At 71.7% G+C, this 16,173-nt stretch carries 19 protein-coding genes and 1 riboswitch; of the genes, 13 read left to right on the top strand and 6 right to left on the bottom strand.

Features of this window, described 5'->3' with window-relative positions:
• Nucleotides 1-5 precede the first annotated feature (5 nt).
• Nucleotides 6-527 carry an Rv0361 family membrane protein gene (locus tag HQ603_RS17880; protein WP_222686096.1) on the bottom strand — a complete coding sequence of 174 codons (522 nt, stop codon included), beginning with the start codon at nucleotides 525-527 and terminating at the stop codon, nucleotides 6-8.
• Between the two features lie 79 nt (nucleotides 528-606).
• Between HQ603_RS17880 and HQ603_RS17875 the strand changes: the two genes are divergently transcribed.
• The 7 genes from HQ603_RS17875 to HQ603_RS17845 all read left to right on the top strand — a co-directional run bounded on the left by HQ603_RS17875 (nucleotide 607) and on the right by HQ603_RS17845 (nucleotide 6,055).
• Nucleotides 607-1,023: a DUF3151 domain-containing protein gene (locus tag HQ603_RS17875; RefSeq protein WP_068103525.1), complete on the top strand. Its 417-nt coding sequence runs from the start codon at nucleotides 607-609 to the stop codon at nucleotides 1,021-1,023.
• 101 nt (nucleotides 1,024-1,124) lie between these two features.
• Complete coding sequence (locus tag HQ603_RS17870; protein WP_261774042.1) at nucleotides 1,125-2,249, top strand: FUSC family protein; 1,125 nt, start codon at nucleotides 1,125-1,127, stop codon at nucleotides 2,247-2,249.
• 48 nt (nucleotides 2,250-2,297) lie between these two features.
• Entirely contained in the window at nucleotides 2,298-3,212 is a 915-nt protein-coding gene (locus tag HQ603_RS17865; RefSeq protein ID WP_222686095.1) for a cation diffusion facilitator family transporter, read from the top strand.
• 52 nt (nucleotides 3,213-3,264) lie between these two features.
• Nucleotides 3,265-3,345, top strand: a riboswitch (adenosylcobalamin-variant (AdoCbl-variant) riboswitch).
• Between the two features lie 78 nt (nucleotides 3,346-3,423).
• Complete coding sequence (locus tag HQ603_RS17860) at nucleotides 3,424-4,116, top strand: energy-coupling factor ABC transporter permease (protein ID WP_222686094.1); 693 nt, start codon at nucleotides 3,424-3,426, stop codon at nucleotides 4,114-4,116.
• The gene (locus HQ603_RS17855; protein ID WP_222686093.1) at nucleotides 4,106-4,471 is read left to right on the top strand and encodes an energy-coupling factor ABC transporter substrate-binding protein; all 366 of its coding nucleotides are present in this window, start codon (nucleotides 4,106-4,108) and stop codon (nucleotides 4,469-4,471) included. The genes HQ603_RS17860 and HQ603_RS17855 overlap by 11 nt, the downstream gene beginning before the upstream one ends.
• A 1-nt stretch (nucleotide 4,472) precedes the next feature.
• Entirely contained in the window at nucleotides 4,473-5,222 is a 750-nt protein-coding gene (gene cbiQ, locus HQ603_RS17850) for a cobalt ECF transporter T component CbiQ (RefSeq protein ID WP_222686092.1), read from the top strand.
• Nucleotides 5,219-6,055, top strand: a complete 837-nt coding sequence (locus HQ603_RS17845) for an energy-coupling factor ABC transporter ATP-binding protein (RefSeq protein ID WP_308126605.1) — start codon at nucleotides 5,219-5,221, stop codon at nucleotides 6,053-6,055. Before cbiQ ends, HQ603_RS17845 begins: the two co-directional genes overlap by 4 nt.
• A gap of 33 nt (nucleotides 6,056-6,088) precedes the next feature.
• Here the strand turns inward: HQ603_RS17845 and HQ603_RS17840 are convergent, their stop codons facing one another.
• Entirely contained in the window at nucleotides 6,089-6,751 is a 663-nt protein-coding gene (locus HQ603_RS17840; protein ID WP_222686091.1) for a hypothetical protein, read from the bottom strand.
• Nucleotides 6,752-7,049: 298 nt separating this feature from the next.
• Between HQ603_RS17840 and HQ603_RS17835 the strand changes: the two genes are divergently transcribed.
• The 3 genes from HQ603_RS17835 (at nucleotide 7,050) to yczR (ending at nucleotide 10,329) form a co-directional block, all read left to right on the top strand.
• Nucleotides 7,050-8,339, top strand: a complete 1,290-nt coding sequence (locus tag HQ603_RS17835) for an adenylosuccinate synthase (protein WP_222686090.1) — start codon at nucleotides 7,050-7,052, stop codon at nucleotides 8,337-8,339.
• 130 nt (nucleotides 8,340-8,469) lie between these two features.
• Entirely contained in the window at nucleotides 8,470-8,859 is a 390-nt protein-coding gene (locus HQ603_RS17830; RefSeq protein ID WP_308126604.1) for an LGFP repeat-containing protein, read from the top strand.
• 27 nt (nucleotides 8,860-8,886) lie between these two features.
• Complete coding sequence (gene yczR, locus HQ603_RS17825; RefSeq protein WP_222686089.1) at nucleotides 8,887-10,329, top strand: MocR-like transcription factor YczR; 1,443 nt, start codon at nucleotides 8,887-8,889, stop codon at nucleotides 10,327-10,329.
• A 10-nt stretch (nucleotides 10,330-10,339) separates the two neighbouring features.
• Here the strand turns inward: yczR and HQ603_RS17820 are convergent, their stop codons facing one another.
• Nucleotides 10,340-10,501: a hypothetical protein gene (locus HQ603_RS17820; RefSeq protein ID WP_222686088.1), complete on the bottom strand. Its 162-nt coding sequence runs from the start codon at nucleotides 10,499-10,501 to the stop codon at nucleotides 10,340-10,342.
• Between the two features lie 179 nt (nucleotides 10,502-10,680).
• Between HQ603_RS17820 and HQ603_RS17815 the strand changes: the two genes are divergently transcribed.
• Nucleotides 10,681-10,905 (top strand): DUF3072 domain-containing protein, encoded by a 225-nt coding sequence (locus HQ603_RS17815; RefSeq protein ID WP_222686087.1) that lies wholly within the window; start codon nucleotides 10,681-10,683, stop codon nucleotides 10,903-10,905.
• A 10-nt stretch (nucleotides 10,906-10,915) separates the two neighbouring features.
• Here HQ603_RS17815 and HQ603_RS17810 read toward each other — a convergent pair whose 3' ends face one another.
• Nucleotides 10,916-11,251: a winged helix-turn-helix transcriptional regulator gene (locus HQ603_RS17810; protein ID WP_222686107.1), complete on the bottom strand. Its 336-nt coding sequence runs from the start codon at nucleotides 11,249-11,251 to the stop codon at nucleotides 10,916-10,918.
• A gap of 190 nt (nucleotides 11,252-11,441) precedes the next feature.
• Between HQ603_RS17810 and HQ603_RS17805 the strand changes: the two genes are divergently transcribed.
• Complete coding sequence (locus HQ603_RS17805; RefSeq protein ID WP_222686086.1) at nucleotides 11,442-12,314, top strand: NmrA family NAD(P)-binding protein; 873 nt, start codon at nucleotides 11,442-11,444, stop codon at nucleotides 12,312-12,314.
• On the opposite strand, the gene HQ603_RS17800 is transcribed toward HQ603_RS17805, so the two are convergent.
• Nucleotides 12,311-14,320 (bottom strand): acetoacetate--CoA ligase, encoded by a 2,010-nt coding sequence (locus tag HQ603_RS17800; RefSeq protein ID WP_222686085.1) that lies wholly within the window; start codon nucleotides 14,318-14,320, stop codon nucleotides 12,311-12,313. The genes HQ603_RS17805 and HQ603_RS17800 overlap by 4 nt on opposite strands.
• Before the next feature lie 198 nt (nucleotides 14,321-14,518).
• Here HQ603_RS17800 and HQ603_RS17795 point away from each other — a divergent pair, with 198 nt between their 5' ends.
• Nucleotides 14,519-14,887 (top strand): STAS domain-containing protein, encoded by a 369-nt coding sequence (locus tag HQ603_RS17795; protein ID WP_222686084.1) that lies wholly within the window; start codon nucleotides 14,519-14,521, stop codon nucleotides 14,885-14,887.
• A 73-nt stretch (nucleotides 14,888-14,960) separates the two neighbouring features.
• Here HQ603_RS17795 and HQ603_RS17790 read toward each other — a convergent pair whose 3' ends face one another.
• Nucleotides 14,961-16,142: a zinc-dependent alcohol dehydrogenase gene (locus tag HQ603_RS17790; protein WP_222686083.1), complete on the bottom strand. Its 1,182-nt coding sequence runs from the start codon at nucleotides 16,140-16,142 to the stop codon at nucleotides 14,961-14,963.
• Between the last annotated feature and the right edge of the window lie 31 nt (nucleotides 16,143-16,173).

The following is a 16,173-nucleotide window of genomic DNA, read 5'->3' as shown; positions in this document are numbered from 1 at the left end:
ATCTCTCAGGCGCAGACCTTCCAGGTCTCGCCGTCGAGGGCCAGGTCGAAGGTCCGCGGGGAGGGAGCGGTCTCGCTCCCCCCGCGGGCCGTCACCTGCGCGATGGCGGTGGTGACGTCGGGCGCCTCGGCCGGCGTGATCTGGATGGTGTCCACACTGAGGATCTCGGGAATGGATCCCGACGCCACCGCGGCGTCGTACGTCGCGGCGAAGTCCTCGTCGGAGATGCCGCCGTAGAACGACGCCAGGGGGCCGCAGGTGCCGGACCGCAGCGCGGCGAGATCGCCGTCGCGCAACGCCGTCGTGAACTCGTCGATCGACGTGCGGATGCGGTCCTCGTCGGACGTGCCGGGCGCGTCGGACCCGCCGCGCAGGAGGGCGAAGGCGACGACGCCGCCGATCGCGATCGCGACGACCACCAGCGCGGCGATCCACCGGCCCAGCGGTCGACGAGCCCGCGGTTCGCGCGCGGGGTCGCGCGGCGGGATGTACTGCGGCTGGGCCGGAGGGCGGGAACTGGACGACACGCCCGCAGCTTAACTTTCACGGTGCCGCCGGCCGTGCACGCGCGCTCGTCGGTGACGGGTGTCGTGGGAGACTGCTTGCATGACGTCCTTCGGAGATCTGCTCGGACCGCAGCCCACCTTGCTTCCCGGCGACGACGAGGCCGAGTCGCTGCTGCTGAACCACACCGCCCCCGAGGAGGTGGCGGCCGCCCACCCGACGGCGTCGATCGCGTGGGCGTACCTCGCCGAGGCCGCGCTGGCCGACGAGCGCACGATCACCGCCTACGCCTACGCCCGCACCGGCTACCACCGCGGCCTGGACCAGCTGCGTCGCAACGGGTGGAAGGGCTTCGGCCCGGTGCCCTACAGCCACGAGCCCAACCGTGGATTCCTGCGCTGCGTCGCCGTCCTCGCCCGTGCCGCGCAGGCCATCGGGGAGACCGACGAATACGCCCGCTGCCTCGACCTGCTCGAGGACTGCGATCCGCGCGCCGCGGACGAGCTCGGCGTCGGCTAGGCCGCGTCACCACACATGAGGCCGCCGCACATCAGACGGACACTGCCGTGAGCCCACTCGGCCTGCGCCGGGGCGAGCGGTCGCCGTTCGAGGCGGCGCGACTGCGTCGTCGTGGCCGGTCGCGGTTCGAGGCGTCCGTCGACCGGCTGAAACTCTCCGGCCTGCCGGTGATCCAGTGCGCGTTGGCGGCGGGCATCGCGTGGTTCGTGGCGACGGAGATCGTCGGGCACGTCACGCCGTTCTTCGCGCCCATCGCGGCCGTGGTGTCGCTCGGAGTGTCGCTGGGCGCCCGGATGCGGCGGTCCTTCGAGCTGGTCGCGGGCGTGACCGTGGGTATCGGGGTGGGCGACGCGCTGATCGCGCTCATCGGGACCGGCCCGCTGCAGATCGCGCTGGTGGTCGCGCTGGCGATGGGGACCGCGGTGTTCCTCGACAGCGGCGCGATCATCGCCATGCAGGCCGGCTCGTCGGCGGTGCTGGTGGCGACGCTCATCCCGCCCGGCGACGCCGGGGGTTACAACCGCATGGTCGACGCGCTGGTGGGCGGTCTGGTGGGTCTGGCGGTGGTGGCGGTGGTCCCGACGCATCCCGTCCGGCGCGCTCGCGGCGACGCGGCGACGGTGATCGAGACGGCGGGGCGGGTGCTCGGGCTGGTCGCCGAGGGCTTGTCGGCGCAGGATCCGAACTCCATCGAGAAGGCGCTGAAGGCGGCGCGGGCGACGCAGCCGGCGATCGACATGCTGCGCACCGACCTCAAGGGTGGCCGGGAGATCAGCCGGATCTCGCCGCTGTACTGGAACTCGCGGCAGCGGCTCGCGCGGCTGGCGGCGACGGCGGATCCGCTGGACAACGCGGTGCGCAACATCCGCGTCCTGGCACGGCGGTCGCTGTCCCTGGTGCGGGACGACGAGATCCTGGACCCGCGACTGGTGAGGCTGGTGGAGCAGTTGGCCGAGTCCACCGAGGTGCTGCGAAAGATGATGCTGGCCGATCCGGGGGAGCAGCCCGACCAGGCCGAGGCCGCGCGGGTGCTCCGGCACGTCGCGGTCGGCGCGAAGGCCGAGCTGATGCGCGACGCCGGTCTCTCGGCGACGGTGGTGCTGGCCCAGATCCGCTCGATCGTGGTGGATCTGCTGCAGGTCGCCGGGCTCTCGCGGATCTCGGCGATGGCGACGCTGCCGCCGACGGTGCCCAACCCGGCGGTTCCCCCGGAACGGCACGACTGACCGCCGTCGACTACACACATGCAGAACCGCGCATGTATGGTCGTCGGCATGGGAGCGGGGCACGGGCACGGACAAGTGCCGACCGGGGGCGAGGCGCCGACGCGCGGTCGACTGCGCCGCATGGGCATCGCGTGGCTGGTGCTGGTCGCGTTCTTCGCGCTCGAACTGACCGTCGGCCTGGCGATCGGCTCGCTCGGCCTGATCGCCGACGCCGGTCACATGCTCACCGACATCGTCGGGATGACCATGGGCTTGGCGGCGCTCACCCTCGCCCAGCGGGGCTCGTCGTCCGCCGCCCGCACGTTCGGATGGCATCGCGCCGAGGTGCTCACCGCCATCGTCAACGCCGTGCTGCTGCTCGGGGTGGCGGTATTCATCTTCGTCGAGGCGATCCGGCGCATCGGGGACCAGCCCGATCTGCCCGGCGGCATCATGATGGCGACGGCCGCCGCCGGACTCGCCGCGAACGTCGTCGTCATGCTCCTCATCCGCGCGGACGCGAAGGACTCGCTCGCGGTGCGGGGCGCGTACCTCGAGGTGCTCGCCGACACCGTCGGCAGCGTCGGCGTCCTGATCGCGGGTGCCCTCACGCTGGTCGGGTGGACGTGGGCGGACATCGTCGTCGGCGTGGCCATCTCGCTGTGGGTGGTCCCGCGCGCGGTGCGTCTGGCCGGGGCGTCGCTGCGCATCCTCACCCAGGCCAGCCCGTCGTCCGTCGACGTCGTCGCCCTCGAAGCCGATCTGCGCGCGCTGCCCGGCGTCGAGGACGTCCACGACCTGCACGTCTGGACCCTCACCACCGGCATGGACGTCGCCACGGTCCACCTGACCTCGCACGGGTCGAGTTCCGTCCTGCTCGCGCGCAGCAAGGATCTGCTGTCCACGTACGGCCTCGATCACGCCACCGTGCAGATCGAACCCGCCGCCCACGGCGCGGTGTGCCGGGACGAACTGACCTGGTAGTACTCGCGCGGCCGGTTCTGTGCCACGATGACCGCGCAGGACCGATCCCGGCCCTGCGCCGTGCTGGTGCGGGAAACCCGGTGCAACTCCGGGACGGTCGCGCCACCGTGAACGACGGATCCCCTCCCGCGGGCGCCGATCGTGAGTCGGATCGCCGCCCCGGCACGCCTCCCGTCGACCTCGGACGCGTCATCCGAGAAGGGCCCTGTTCATGCACATCGCCGAAGGTTTCCTGCCGCCGGTGCACGCCGCGGTCTGGACCTGCGCCGCGGCGCCGTTCGTCATTCACGGCGCCCGCGCCGTCGTCCATCAGGTGCGCGAGAATCCGCGCAGCCGGCTCCTCCTCGGCGCCGCTGGGGCGTTCACGTTCGTCCTCTCCGCCATCAAGATGCCGTCGGTCACCGGCAGCTCGTCACACCCCACCGGCACCGGGCTGGGCGCGGTGCTCTTCCGGCCGCCGGTCATGGCGTTCCTCGGCACGGTGGTCCTGCTGTTCCAGGCGCTGCTGTTGGCCCACGGCGGCCTGACGACGCTCGGCGCCAACGCGTTCTCCATGGCGGTGGTCGGGCCCTGGGTGGGCTACGGCGCGTTCGTCCTGGTCGGTCGCCTCGGCGGGGGCATCTCGCTCGCGGTCTTCTGCGCGATGACCCTCGCCGACCTGGCCACCTACTGCACCACCAGCATGCAGTTGGCGCTGGCCTTCCCCGATCCGCAGAGCGGCATCGCCGGCGCGGTGGCGAAGTTCCTGTCGATCTTCGCGGTCACCCAGATTCCGCTCGCGATCGCGGAGGGGTTGCTCGGGGTGCTCGTCTTCCGCGTCCTGCGTTCGGTGGCGACGCCGGAACTGCGGGAACTCGGCGTGTTCCGCCTCTTCGCGCGCAAGGAGGCCGTCGATGTCCGGTGAATCGCTGTCCGGTGAGGTGCGGCCCGGGTCTCGGCGCGCCCGGTGGGTGAACCTGGCCCTGATCGCCGCGATCGTGGCGATCGTCGGCATCGCGCTGGCGATCGATTCGGGCCGCAACGTGGAGGGCGACCGCTTCGTCGGGACCGACACCGCGGCGACGGAACGCATCGAGGCCGATCATCCGGACTACGAGCCGTGGTTCGAGTCGGTGTTCGCGCCGACGTCCGGTGAGGTGGAGTCGGGACTGTTCGCCCTGCAGGCGGCGCTCGGCGGCATCGTGCTCGGCTACGTGATCGCCACGCTGAAGGCCCGTCGCGCCGTCGAGCGGGTGCAGGCGCCGCCGGACGGTTCCTGACGTGCAGGGTCTCGCCGTCGACGACGCCGCCTGGGCCAGTGCGTGGCGCGGTCGGGCGGTGGTCGACAAGGCGGTGCTCGCGCTCGGGTTGGTGCTGTGCGCAGCGGTGCTGCCCGCCTGGCCGGGGTCGCTGCTGGTGACGGTGGTCGCGCTGACCGCCGCCACGGCGCTCGCCCGCACCCCGTGGCCGCTGTTGCTGCGCACCCTCGCGGCGCCCGCCGCCTTCGTCGTGATCGGTGGCGTCTCCGTCGCGATCACGGTGCGCGGTGCGCCGGACTGGGGCGTCGGCGTCACCGACGAGAGTGTGCGCCGGGCGCTCGAGGTGACCGCGCACGCCGTCGCGGGCACGTCGGCGATGATCCTGCTCGCCGTGACCACGCCGATGGTCGACCTGCTGGCGGGACTGCGGCGAGCCCGCGTCCCGCAGGCGTGCGTCGACGTCGCGGGGTTGGTCTACCGGTTGCTGTTCGTGCTGCTGACGTCGCTGCGGTCGGTCCGACGCTCGCAGGTCGCCCGGCTCGGGTACTCGTCTCCACGCCGGTCGCTGCAGTCCGCCGCGCTGCTCACCGCGGCGGTGCTGACCTCGGCGTGGGACCGCGCGTCCCGGCTCGAGGACGGCCTGGCGGGCCGGGAGTTCGGCGTCGCGAATCCCGTGGACGCGGTGCGGCCGCCGCGCAGTTCCCCGCGCTTCGTCGCCGGAACGCTGGCGGTACTGGTCGCCGTCGTCGCGGTGTCGGTGGGGGCGTCGTGAGTCATCGTTCCCTCGCCGCACGGGCGCTCACCGCGGGGTACGACGGGCGCGACGTCCTGCGCGGCGCGAACCTCGACGTCCCCGCCGGTCGCCGCACCGCGATCCTCGGCGCCAACGGATCCGGCAAGACCACGCTGCTGCGCTGTCTGGCCGGAATCGCGACACCGTCGTCGGGCGCGGTGGAGGTGGACGGACAACCGTTGCGGCACAACAGGTCCGGGCTGCGCGCGCACCGTCAGGAAGTCCAGCTGGTGCTGCAGGATCCGGACGATCAGCTGTTCTCCGCCGACGTCTACCGCGACGTCGCGTACGGTCCGGCGAATCTGGGTCTGCCCGTCGCGGAGGTGCGTGAGCGCGTGGAGTCGGCGCTGACTCTGCTGGGTATCGACGGGCTGGCCGATCGACCCGTGCACCAGCTGTCCTACGGCGAGCGCAAGCGCGTCGCGACGGCCGGCGCCGTGGCCATGCGGCCCTGCGTCCTGCTGCTCGACGAGCCGACGGCGGGCCTCGATCCGCGCGCCGAGGTGGAGATGTTCGACGCCGTCGCCCGGCTCGAGAGCGCGCACACCACCGTCGTCCTCTCGACGCACGACGTCGCTCTCGCGCTCGACTGGGCGCACTCGGTGGCCGTGGTGGTCGACGGCACGGTGGTGCAGGGCGATCCGGTGACGGTCCTGTCCGACGCGGCGCTGCTGGAGCGGGCGCGCCTGCACGTGCCGTGGCCGTTGGCGCTGGCCGCGGACCTCGCGGCGGACGGTCTGCTGCCACCGGACGTCCGGCCGCGCAACGCCGCCGAGCTGCGCCGCGCCCTCACCGCCGATCGTGTGCAGTAGTCCGCGCTCGGTACGGATTTCTGCACAGGATTCTCAGCGCACCAGCAACCACTGCTCGTGGTGGCGGTAGATCGTGGACCGCACGGCGTCGCGCGTCGACGCCACCCCGTCCTTGGTGAGCCGCGCCGCGGGAGTGCCCAGCTGCATCGCGCGCCCGGCGACCCACTTGGCCCGGAACAGGCCCCGTCGACCCTGCACTCGGGCGCGCAGGCCCGGCATCTCCAGCGTGGGCGCGACCTCGACCCCGGGGACGGTCCCGGAGAACAGCCGCGTGTCGTCGACGTAGGCCTCGCCGGTCAGCAGGCCGGACGGGCCGGTGAGCACGGCGCGCCCCACGACGGCCGTGCCGAGGTCGTCCCGGATGAGCGGGATCGGCGTCGCGGTGCCGGACAGTGCCACCTTGGCGGCGCGGGATCCGGTGCCGATGCGGTAGAGGTGACTGGCCTCCGAGGCGGTCTCCGGCACGTAGGCGAGCTCGATGTCCAGGCGGTCCTTGCGCATGAGGCGGGTGAGCACTGCGGCCAGCGCGGCGTCGGTGCCGAGCACGACGATGCGGGCGTCGGCGATGCCGTCGATCTCCGAGAGTGCGGCGTCGCAGTCCCCCCGCGTGGGGACGACGGACGCCGTGATCAGTGCCAGCGACGACAGTGCGATGGGGACCAGGGTCTGGCCGCACTGCAGGACGAACGGAGTCACGCGGTGGTTTCCTTGTCGGTCGGGCACGTGCGTCCACCATAGATGCGGACCCCGTGCCCGGGCGGACCCGAAACCGGCCTTCGCGGGTCTCGATTGCGTGTCGCTTCGGCCCGACCGCAGAGACAGAAGACCGGCAGGTACGGACCGTGCGCGGCGGGTCGCCGGGTGGGTGCACCGCGGCGGCTACACTGTGTCACCGGCCACGGTCGGTGGAGCCTGCGTCTGTGCGGCACGCTTCTCGCTCGACGGCCGCAGTCCCGGGACATCCGGCTGCACACCCGAGATCGTAGGAGCACACATGCCGGCAATCGTCCTCATCGGCGCCCAGTGGGGCGACGAGGGCAAGGGCAAGGCCACGGACCTCTTCGGTGAGCGTCTGCAGTGGGTGGTCCGGTACCAGGGCGGCAACAACGCCGGCCACACCGTGGTGCTCCCCAGCGGCGACAAGTTCGCGCTGCACCTGATTCCGTCGGGCATCCTCTCGCCCGGCGTGAACAACGTGATCGGCAACGGCGTGGTGGTCGACCCGGGTGTGTTGCTGACCGAGCTCGACGGGCTCGAGAAGAGGGACGTGGACACCTCGCGGCTGCTGCTCAGCGCCGATGCGCACCTGATCATGCCGTACCACGTGGCCATCGACAAAGTCACCGAACGCTTCCTCGGCGCCCGCAAGATCGGCACCACCGGCCGCGGCATCGGCCCCTGCTACCAGGACAAGATCGCCCGCGTCGGCGTTCGCGCGGCGGACGTGCTCGACGAGAAGATCCTCACCCAGAAGGTCGAGGCCGCACTGGAATTCAAGAACCAGGTGCTGGCCAAGATCTACAACCGCCGGGCACTCGACCCGGCGCAGGTGGTCGACGAGGTGCTCGGCCAGGCGGCCGGGTTCCAGCACCGCATCGCCGACACGCGTCTCGCGCTGAACCAGGCGCTCGAGCGCGGGGAGACGGTGCTGCTCGAGGGGTCGCAGGGCACGCTGCTCGACGTCGACCACGGCACGTATCCGTTCGTGACATCGTCCAACCCGACGGCCGGCGGCGCCGCCGTGGGCTCGGGTGTGGGACCGGGCCGCATCGAGACGGTGCTCGGCATCCTCAAGGCGTACACGACGCGCGTCGGGTCGGGCCCGTTCCCCACGGAGCTGTTCGACGACTCCGGGGAGTACCTGGCCAAGCAGGGCGGCGAGGTCGGCGTCACCACCGGTCGCGCCCGCCGGACGGGATGGTTCGACGCCGTCATCGCCCGCTACGCGACGCGCGTCAACGGCATCACCGACTACTTCCTCACCAAGCTCGACGTGTTGTCGTCGCTGGACACCATCCCCATCTGCGTCGCGTACGACGTGGACGGCGAGCGTCACGACGACATGCCCATGACCCAGACCGGCTTCCACCACGCGACGCCGATCTACGAGGAGATGCCCGGCTGGTGGGAGGACATCTCCGGCGCCCGCACCTTCGAGGACCTGCCGGTCAACGCGCAGAAGTACGTCCTGCGGCTCGAGGAGCTGTCCGGCGCGCACATGTCCTACATCGGCGTCGGCCCGGGCCGCGACCAGACGATCGTGCGGCGCGACATCCTGTCCTGAGCGCAACGCGGTCCGACTTGTCGCGTTCTGCTGTGAACTGTCACCGGAGCGCGCATACTGTGGCCCAGTGTCCCGGGGAGACCGTCCTGTCGGTTCGGCCTCGCCGGGACCGGGGTCACCGGAGGACACCGTGAGCGTGAACAGCACCGAGAGCACCGGCAGCGCCGAGAGCATCAGCAGCACGTACTCCGGCCTCGAGGTCTTCGAGTGTCAGTTCGAGCGGTTCGCCCTGGAGCACCCCTGGATCGGCCGACGTACCGGTGACCTCATGCTCGCCCCGCGCGGCGGGGGCATGCTCGAGTTCCAGCACGCCACGGTGTTCGCGCTGCCCGAGGGCGGGGCGCACGAGGTCCACGGGGAGATCCTCGCCTGGTACCTCTCGCACGGCGGCCCCAGCGGCAGTCTCGGATACCCCGTGAGCAACGAGAAGCGCACCCCCACCGGCCACGGCCGCTACAACTCGTTCGAGGGCGGCACCGTGGGCTGGCTTCCCGGAGTCGGCGCCTTCCTGATGGGCTGAGCGGCTCCGGCCGCTACCGTGGGGCCGGTGGCCCGTGTGGTGGGAGCGTCGACGCTCGCTCGTGATCTGGGTCAGTGGCGTCCGACGTCGCGCCATCGTCCCGTCTACCGGGCTCTCGCGGATGCGATCCGACTCCTGGTGAACGACGGCCGTATTCCGTTGGGCGTCGCGCTGCCCAGTGAGCGTGACCTCGCGGGCGTGCTCGAACTGTCCCGGACGACGGTCACCAACACCTACGCCGCGCTGCGCGAGGAGGGGTACCTGCAGTCCCGCCAGGGATCGCGCAGCACCGTCGCGTTGCCGACGCGGCCGGGTGGTGCGGGATCGCCGCCGCGCCCGGCCGGCGCGGCGGCCATCGACATGACCCACGCCGCCGTCACCGCCCCTCCGGAGGAGGTGACGCGGGCGTACGCGGCTGCGCTGCAAGCACTTCCGGCGTACTACTCGGGGCACGGCATCGACCCCGTGGGCCTGACGGTGCTGCGCCGCGCCATCGCTCGGCGCTATCGGGATCGCGGCCTGCCGACCGAGGTGGACCAGATCATGGTGACCTCGGGTGCCCAGCAGGCGTGGCGCCTGCTGCTCGAGGTGCTGGCGTCGCCGGGGGACCGCGTCGTCGTCGACCATCCGACGTATCCCAATGCGCTGGAAGCGATTCGGCGGACCGCCGCCCGCGCGGTCCCCGTGCCGCTCTTGCCGGCGGAGACGTCGGCCGCGCGGTGGGATCTGGCCGCGACGGGCGACGCGATCCGTCAGACCGGCGCCTCCCTGGTCTACGTGCTGCCGGATTTTCACAACCCGACGGGCGCGGTCATGCGCGCGGACGATCGCGCGGAACTGGTGAGCATCGCGCACCGCACGGGCGCGACGTTGGTGGTCGACGAGTCCATGGCCGACCTGTGGTTGGACGAGCCCCCGCCGCCGCCGGTGGCCGCCGCGCCGCACGGGCACGGCGTGGTGACGGTCGGGTCGGCGTCCAAGTCGTACTGGGGCGGGCTGCGCGTCGGGTGGATCCGGGCGTCGCCGACGCTGATCTCGCGTCTGGCGACGTCGCGCGCGGCGGAGGACATCGGCACGCCGATCATGGATCAACTGGCGTGCGGGGAACTCGTTGCCCGTCACGACGACGTCCTGACCCCGCGTCGCGACGTACTGCGTCGGGGCCGCGACGCCCTGCTCACGGCGGTGGCGGAGGTGCTGCCGGAATGGCGGGTCGATCCGCCGCCGGGTGGCCTGTCGATGTGGCTGCGGATGCCGGAGCCGGTGTCGACGGCGTTGGCGGCGGTGGCTCCGGCGCACGGGGTGGTCGTGGCCGCGGGTCCGCGGTTCGGCGTGGAGGGGGCGTTCGAGCACCACGTGCGGCTCCCCTTCACGGAGAGCGGCGACCGGCTGCGGACGGCGGTGGAGCGGTTGGCGTCGGCCTACCGGACGCTCGATCCGCACACGGGTACGACGCGAATGGTTCTCTGAGCGGGGAAACTCAGGCGGAGCGGTGCGGCGCGTCCTCGATGGCCGTGATGTCCCACGTGTTCTCGGACCCCAGTTCCTCCTGGTCCGCACGGTGCACCGACCGGCCGACCACGACGGCGACGGCCAGCGCGAACGCCACCCAGACGACGGCGACAACCAGAAGGACGATCACTCCTCGTTTCTAGCATTACTTGCTGAAATTCGGCTGACATTTCGCCGGTCGGTTTCACTATTCGCGCTGGAAATCGGTAATTGTCTCGGATCGAGAACGGTAGGGACGCAATTGCGTACCACACGGTCGTCATGGCCCGCGACTGTTTGCCGCGCGCGACCGACGGGTATGTCGAACGTATGAGCGACAACAACACCTCCGCCGACACGTCCGTCGACCAGAACGCCGAGAAGGATCCGTCCGATTGGGTCACCGGGGACGAGCCCATCACCGGTGCGCAGCGCAGCTACCTCGAGACCCTGGCGCAGGAGGCCGGCGAGACCGTGCCGGACGGGCTGAACAAGGCGCAGGCGTCGGAGAAGATCGACGAGCTGCAGAGCAAGACGGGCCGCGGCCAGTCCTGAGCCGAGGGTTCTAAGAGGGCGTGACCCCCGCGCGGTCGGTACGCCGGTCGTAGTCCGCGCGGGCGGTCACCACCTCGTCGATGCGGCGTTCCACCACGCCGATGAGCTGGACCAGCGCCGCCGCGGCGTCGCTCCCCAGGTCGGTGAGGGCGTACTCCACGGCGGGCGGGATCTGCGTCAGCACCGTACGGGTCACCAGCCCGTCCCGCTCGAGACGCTGCAGCGTCTGCGCCAGCATGCGTTCGCTGACGCCGTCCACGCGACGGCGCAGTTCGCCGAATCGATGCGGCCCGTCGTGCAGCGCGGCCAGGGCGAGGACGCCCCACCGGCTGGTGATGTCCTGCATCGTCGCGCGCGACGGACATCGACTGGAGAAGACGTCGGCGGCGTACTGCGGATCGGTCACCGCTCCAGACTACGCCGACCGCTGACCGCCGTGCCGGTACCCGCAGATCTGTTTGCACTGCACGAAAAGTAAGTGCATAGTGGTCCGCGACAGGGCGCTCGGCCCTGCGACGGACAGCGGGGAGCAGGTCATGACGGTCATTGCGGTCACCGGGGCAACAGGACAGTTCGGCGCGGCGGCGGTGCGCACGCTGCTGGGTCGCGGCGTGGCGGCGTCCGACGTCGTCGCCGTGGTGCGCAACGAGGACAAGGCGGCCGACCTGGCCGCGCGCGGGGTCGCGGTGCGGGTCGCCGACTACGGCGATCCGACGGCGCTGCGCGCCGCCCTGGCCGGGGTGGACCGGGTGCTCTTCGTCTCCGGATCCGAGGTGGGGCAGCGAGAGGTGCAGCACGCCAACGTGATCGAGGCGGCCGAGGCCGCCGGCGTGTCCCTCGTCGTCTACACCGGCCTGCTGAAGGCCGACACCAGCTCTCTCGGTCTGGCGCCCGAACACCTCGCCACCGAGCGGCGCCTCGCGGACTCGCCGCTGACCGCGGTGATCCTGCGCAACACCTGGTACTGGGAGAACTACGCCGCGTCGGTGGACTCCGCGGCGCAGACCGGCGTGCTGCTCGGCAGCGCCGGCGACGGCCGTCTCGCCGGCGCAGCGCGCGCCGACCTGGCCGAGGCCGCCGCCGTGGTCGTCTCCGGGCCCGACGACTCGGCGGACCTGACGGACGGCACCGTGCTCGAACTCGCCGGCCCCGCGATCACCTACCCCGAGCTCGCCGACGCCCTCGCGCAGGTTTCGGGCGCGGAGGTCACCTACCGCGACGTGACCTCGGCGGAGCACGCCGAGGTGCTCACCGGCGCCGGGCTGCCCGCGCCGGTGGTCGACCTGCTCGTGAACGCCGACGCGGCCATCGCTCGCGGCGATCTCGACGCCCCGGCGGACGATCTCGCGCGCCTGCTGGGCCGGGCGCCGCGCACCGCCGCCGAGGCGCTGCGCGACGCCGGTCGTTAGCTCGCGCCGGACCCCGAGAGCGTGCTCGCCGCGTACTCGCCGAACCACCGCAGGGCGGCGGGATCGTCGATGGACTCGGGGTCGGCGACGACGTTCGGGTCCCCGCCGAGCAGGACCTTCTTGACGGGGATCTCGAGCTTCTTCCCGGTCCGGGTGTGCGGGACGGCGGGGATGGCGACGATGTCGTCGGGCACGTGGCGGGGCGAGGCCTCGGTGCGCAGCGCCGTCGCGATCGCCTCGCGCAGGGCGTCGTCGACCTCGCGGCCGGGCGCGGGCACGACGAACAGCGGCATCCAGTAGGAGCCGTCGGCGCGCTCGATGCCCACCACCAGGGCCTCCTCGACGTCCGGGAGGTGTTCGACCACCGAGTAGATGTCCGCGCTGCCCATCCGAATGCCGTTGCGGTTGAGCGTCGCATCGGAGCGCCCGTGGATGACGACGCCGCCGCGGTCGGTGACCGTCACGGAATCGCCGTGGCGCCAGACGCCCGGGAACGTCGAGAAGTAGGCGTCGGCGTAGCGGTCGCCGGACGGGTCGTTCCAGAAGCCCACCGGCATGGACGGCATAGGCGCCGTGATCACCATCTCCCCGGATTCGCCGATCACGCTCTCGCCCCGGTCGTTCCACGCTTCGAGGGCCACGCCCAGGGCGACGGCGGGGATTTCTCCGGGATGCACCGGCACGCCTGTGGGGGCGCAGACGAAGGCGCTGACCACGTCGGTACCGCCGGAGATCGACGCCACGTGGACGTGCTCGCCCACGTGGTCGGCCACCCACGTGTGCGCGGACGCGGGCATCACCGAGCCGGTCACGCCGAGCATGCGGACCCGGCCGAGGTCGTGGTCGCGTCCGGGCTCCACGCCGGCGGTCTCGCACTGGGCGAGGTAGGCGGGGCTGGTGCCGAGGACGGTCACCCGGTGCCGGGCCGCGAGCGCCCACAGCGTGCCCGTCTCGGGCGCGGCCGGACTGCCGTCGTAGCAGACCACGGTGGCGCCGCAGAGCAACCCGGCCAGCAGGTAGTTCCACATCATCCAGCTCGGCGAGGTGTACCAGAAGAAGACGTCGTCCGGTCCGATGTCCGATTGCAGCGCAGCGGATTTGACGTGCTCGAGGACCACCCCGCCGTGTCCGTGGACGATGCCCTTGGGCTTGCCGGTGGTGCCGGAGGAGAACAGGATCCACAGCGGGTGGTCGAAGGGCACGGCCTCCGGCTCCACGGTGGGCGTCCGCGCGCCGTCGCGCAGCAGGTCGGTCCAGCCGGTCGCGCCGGGAACCTCGGTTCCGAGTCGGGAGAACGCGATGACGTGCGTCAGGCTGGGCACCGCGCCCTGCAGTTCCGCCACCGCGTCGCGGCGATCGCGGTCCTTGCCGGCGAACCGGTAGCCGTCGGCGGTCACGAGCACGGTGGGCTCGGTCTGGCCGAGCCGGTCCGCCGCGGCCGCCGCGGAGTAGTCCTGCCCGCAGGAGGTCCACACGGCGCCCAGGGACGCCGTCGCGAGGAAGGCGATCGCCGCCTCGACGGTGTTGGGGACGTAGCCGGCCACGCGGTCGCCCCGCCCGACGCCGCGCGCCCGCAGTGCCGCGGCGATCACGGACACCTGGTGAACGAGCTCGCGCCACGTGACGGTGCGTGTGTCGGCACCTCCGGGTTCGGCGTCGTCGATCACGGCCACGACGTCCGGGCGGTCCGCGGCGTGCCGGAGGACGGTGTCGACGTAGTTCAGGGTGGTGCCGCGGTAGAACTGGCGGCCGGAGAAGACGCGGGGATCGTCGGAGGGCGCGATCACCTCGTGACCGACCCCGCCGAGCTCGATGCCGAAGAACGAGCGCACGGACTCCCAGAACGCCGCCGGGTGGGCCACGGACCACGCCTGCAGAGCGGCGTAGTCGTCGAGGTCGGCGGTGGCGGCACCGGTGTCGGCGGTGGCGGTGTCCGTACCGGGGGTGTGGTGCGGGCCCGCCGGATTGCCGGCCAGGAATGTTTCGAGAACGCTCGTTCGTGACATGCTCCCCATCATCTCCGGCCACACGAGCCCCACGGCCTCCGTGACCGTTCCGTGATGTTCCGTGACCTTTTCGTGATATCGCGGGCGGTCGTGCCGAGATTCCGATCGGACAGAGTTGTGGGCAAGGCGGTCCAGAGACGGGCCCGACGCTCCACGCCCGGCGGTGACCGCCCTCGGGTGCCAGAAGAGAGACTCGACATGAACCACGACTCTCCCGCATCCCTGTCCACCCTCCTCGCCGACCCGGCGGACACCCCCTTCGACCTGCACGTATCGGGGGGCACGGTCCACGTGTCCGGCGACATCGATCTTGTCACCGCACCGCGGCTGGAAAACACCGTCCGCGGTGCGGTGACAGCCACGACCCCCGTCCGTCTCGATCTCACCGGCGTCGAGTTCTTCTCCAGCGCCGGCGTCACCGCCCTCGAGAACGTGCTGCGTGATCTGCCCGACGGCATCGAGGCCGTGATCGCACCGTCACCGAGAGTGATGCGGACCCTGACGATTCTCGGCCTCGACCGCAGCGTCCCCGTGGTCGCCGACGCGAACGAGCTCGTCGCCCACTGACATCACCGACCAGCGCACGCGACGACGCCCCCACCGGAATCCGGTGGGGGCGTCGTCGGTCGTCGTGACCTCGTCAGGGCGTGAGCACCACCTTGACGGCACCGTCCTGCTTCTTCTGGAACAGCTCGTACATCCGGGGCGCGTCCTCGAGCGGCACGGTGTGGGTGGCGAAATCGTCGACGCCGAGGGGATCGTCGTCCGTCAGGAGCGGCAGGATGTCGTCGACCCACCGCTTGACGTTCGCCTGGCCCATGTGGAGTCGGAGCTGCTTGTCGAACATGGTCAGCATCGGCATCGGGTCGGCGGCGCCGCCGTAGACGCCGGACAGCGAGATGGTGCCGCCGCGGCGCGCGATGTCGATCGCGGAGTACAGCGCACCGAGGCGGTCGACGCCGGCGCGTTGCATCATCGGCTTGCTCAGCGCGTCGGGCAGCAGTCCGGCCAGTTGCTGGGTCACCTTCGCCACCGGTGAGCCGTGCGCTTCCATGCCCACGGCGTCGACGACGGAATCGGTGCCGCGTCCGTCGGTCAGGTCGCGAATGGCGTCGCCGACCTTGTCGCCCGTGTCGCGCAGGTCCACTGTCTCGATACCGCGCGCGGTGGCGCGGGCGAGCCGCTCCGGCACCAGGTCGACGGCGATGACGCGGTAGCCGAGGTGGGTGCCGATGCGCGCGGCCATGTCGCCGATCGGTCCGAGGCCGAGCACGGCCAGGGTGCCGCCGTCGGGCACGTCGGCGTACTGCACGGCCTGCCAGGCCGTCGGCAGCACGTCGGACAGGTAGACGAAGCGCTGGTCCGCCGGGCCGTCGGGCACCTTGATGTGGGTGAAGTTGGCGTGCGGCACGCGGAGGTACTGGGCCTGGCCGCCGGGAACCGAGCCGTAGAGCTCGGAGTAGCCGAACAGCGCGGCGCCCATCCCGCTCTCGCGGACCTGGGTGGTCTCGCACTGGGTGTAGAGCAGCTTGTCGCACATGTGACAGCTGCCGCACGAGATCTGGAAGGGGATGACCACGCGGTCACCGGGGGAGAGCGCGGTGACCTCGCTGCCGACCTCGCGCACGATGCCCATCGGCTCGTGCCCGAGGATGTCGCCGGCGTTCATGAACGGGCCGAGCACCTCGTACAGGTGCAGGTCGGAGCCGCAGATGTTGGTCGACGTGACCTCGATGATCGCGTCGGTCGGCTCCTGGATACGGGGGTCGGGCACGGTGTCGACGCGGACGTCGCGCTTGCCGTGCCAGGTGACTGCCTTCATGGGGTGCTCCCTGGGGTGGTGGGTGTGGGGG

Origin of the sequence: Rhodococcoides corynebacterioides, assembly GCF_019834675.1 — a bacterium.
Classification (GTDB): domain Bacteria; phylum Actinomycetota; class Actinomycetes; order Mycobacteriales; family Mycobacteriaceae; genus Rhodococcoides; species Rhodococcoides corynebacterioides_A.
The sequence above is the reverse complement of the archived record's forward strand: the minus strand, read 5'-3'. Positions and strand labels throughout refer to the sequence as shown.

What these genes read in the sequence shown, in the direction of transcription:
- HQ603_RS17875 (WP_068103525.1), top strand. Translation starts at nt 607, where the DNA reads ATGACGTCCTTCGGAGATCTGCTCGGACCGCAGCCCACCTTGCTTCCC.
- HQ603_RS17865 (WP_222686095.1), top strand. Translation starts at nt 2,298, where the DNA reads ATGGGAGCGGGGCACGGGCACGGACAAGTGCCGACCGGGGGCGAGGCG.
- HQ603_RS17860 (WP_222686094.1), top strand. Translation starts at nt 3,424, where the DNA reads ATGCACATCGCCGAAGGTTTCCTGCCGCCGGTGCACGCCGCGGTCTGG.
- HQ603_RS17855 (WP_222686093.1), top strand. Translation starts at nt 4,106, where the DNA reads ATGTCCGGTGAATCGCTGTCCGGTGAGGTGCGGCCCGGGTCTCGGCGC.
- HQ603_RS17835 (WP_222686090.1), top strand. Translation starts at nt 7,050, where the DNA reads ATGCCGGCAATCGTCCTCATCGGCGCCCAGTGGGGCGACGAGGGCAAG.
- HQ603_RS17815 (WP_222686087.1), top strand. Translation starts at nt 10,681, where the DNA reads ATGAGCGACAACAACACCTCCGCCGACACGTCCGTCGACCAGAACGCC.
- HQ603_RS17810 (WP_222686107.1), bottom strand. Translation starts at nt 11,251, where the DNA reads ATGCAGGACATCACCAGCCGGTGGGGCGTCCTCGCCCTGGCCGCGCTG.
- HQ603_RS17805 (WP_222686086.1), top strand. Translation starts at nt 11,442, where the DNA reads ATGACGGTCATTGCGGTCACCGGGGCAACAGGACAGTTCGGCGCGGCG.
- HQ603_RS17800 (WP_222686085.1), bottom strand. Translation starts at nt 14,320, where the DNA reads ATGTCACGAACGAGCGTTCTCGAAACATTCCTGGCCGGCAATCCGGCG.
- HQ603_RS17795 (WP_222686084.1), top strand. Translation starts at nt 14,519, where the DNA reads ATGAACCACGACTCTCCCGCATCCCTGTCCACCCTCCTCGCCGACCCG.
- HQ603_RS17790 (WP_222686083.1), bottom strand. Translation starts at nt 16,142, where the DNA reads ATGAAGGCAGTCACCTGGCACGGCAAGCGCGACGTCCGCGTCGACACC.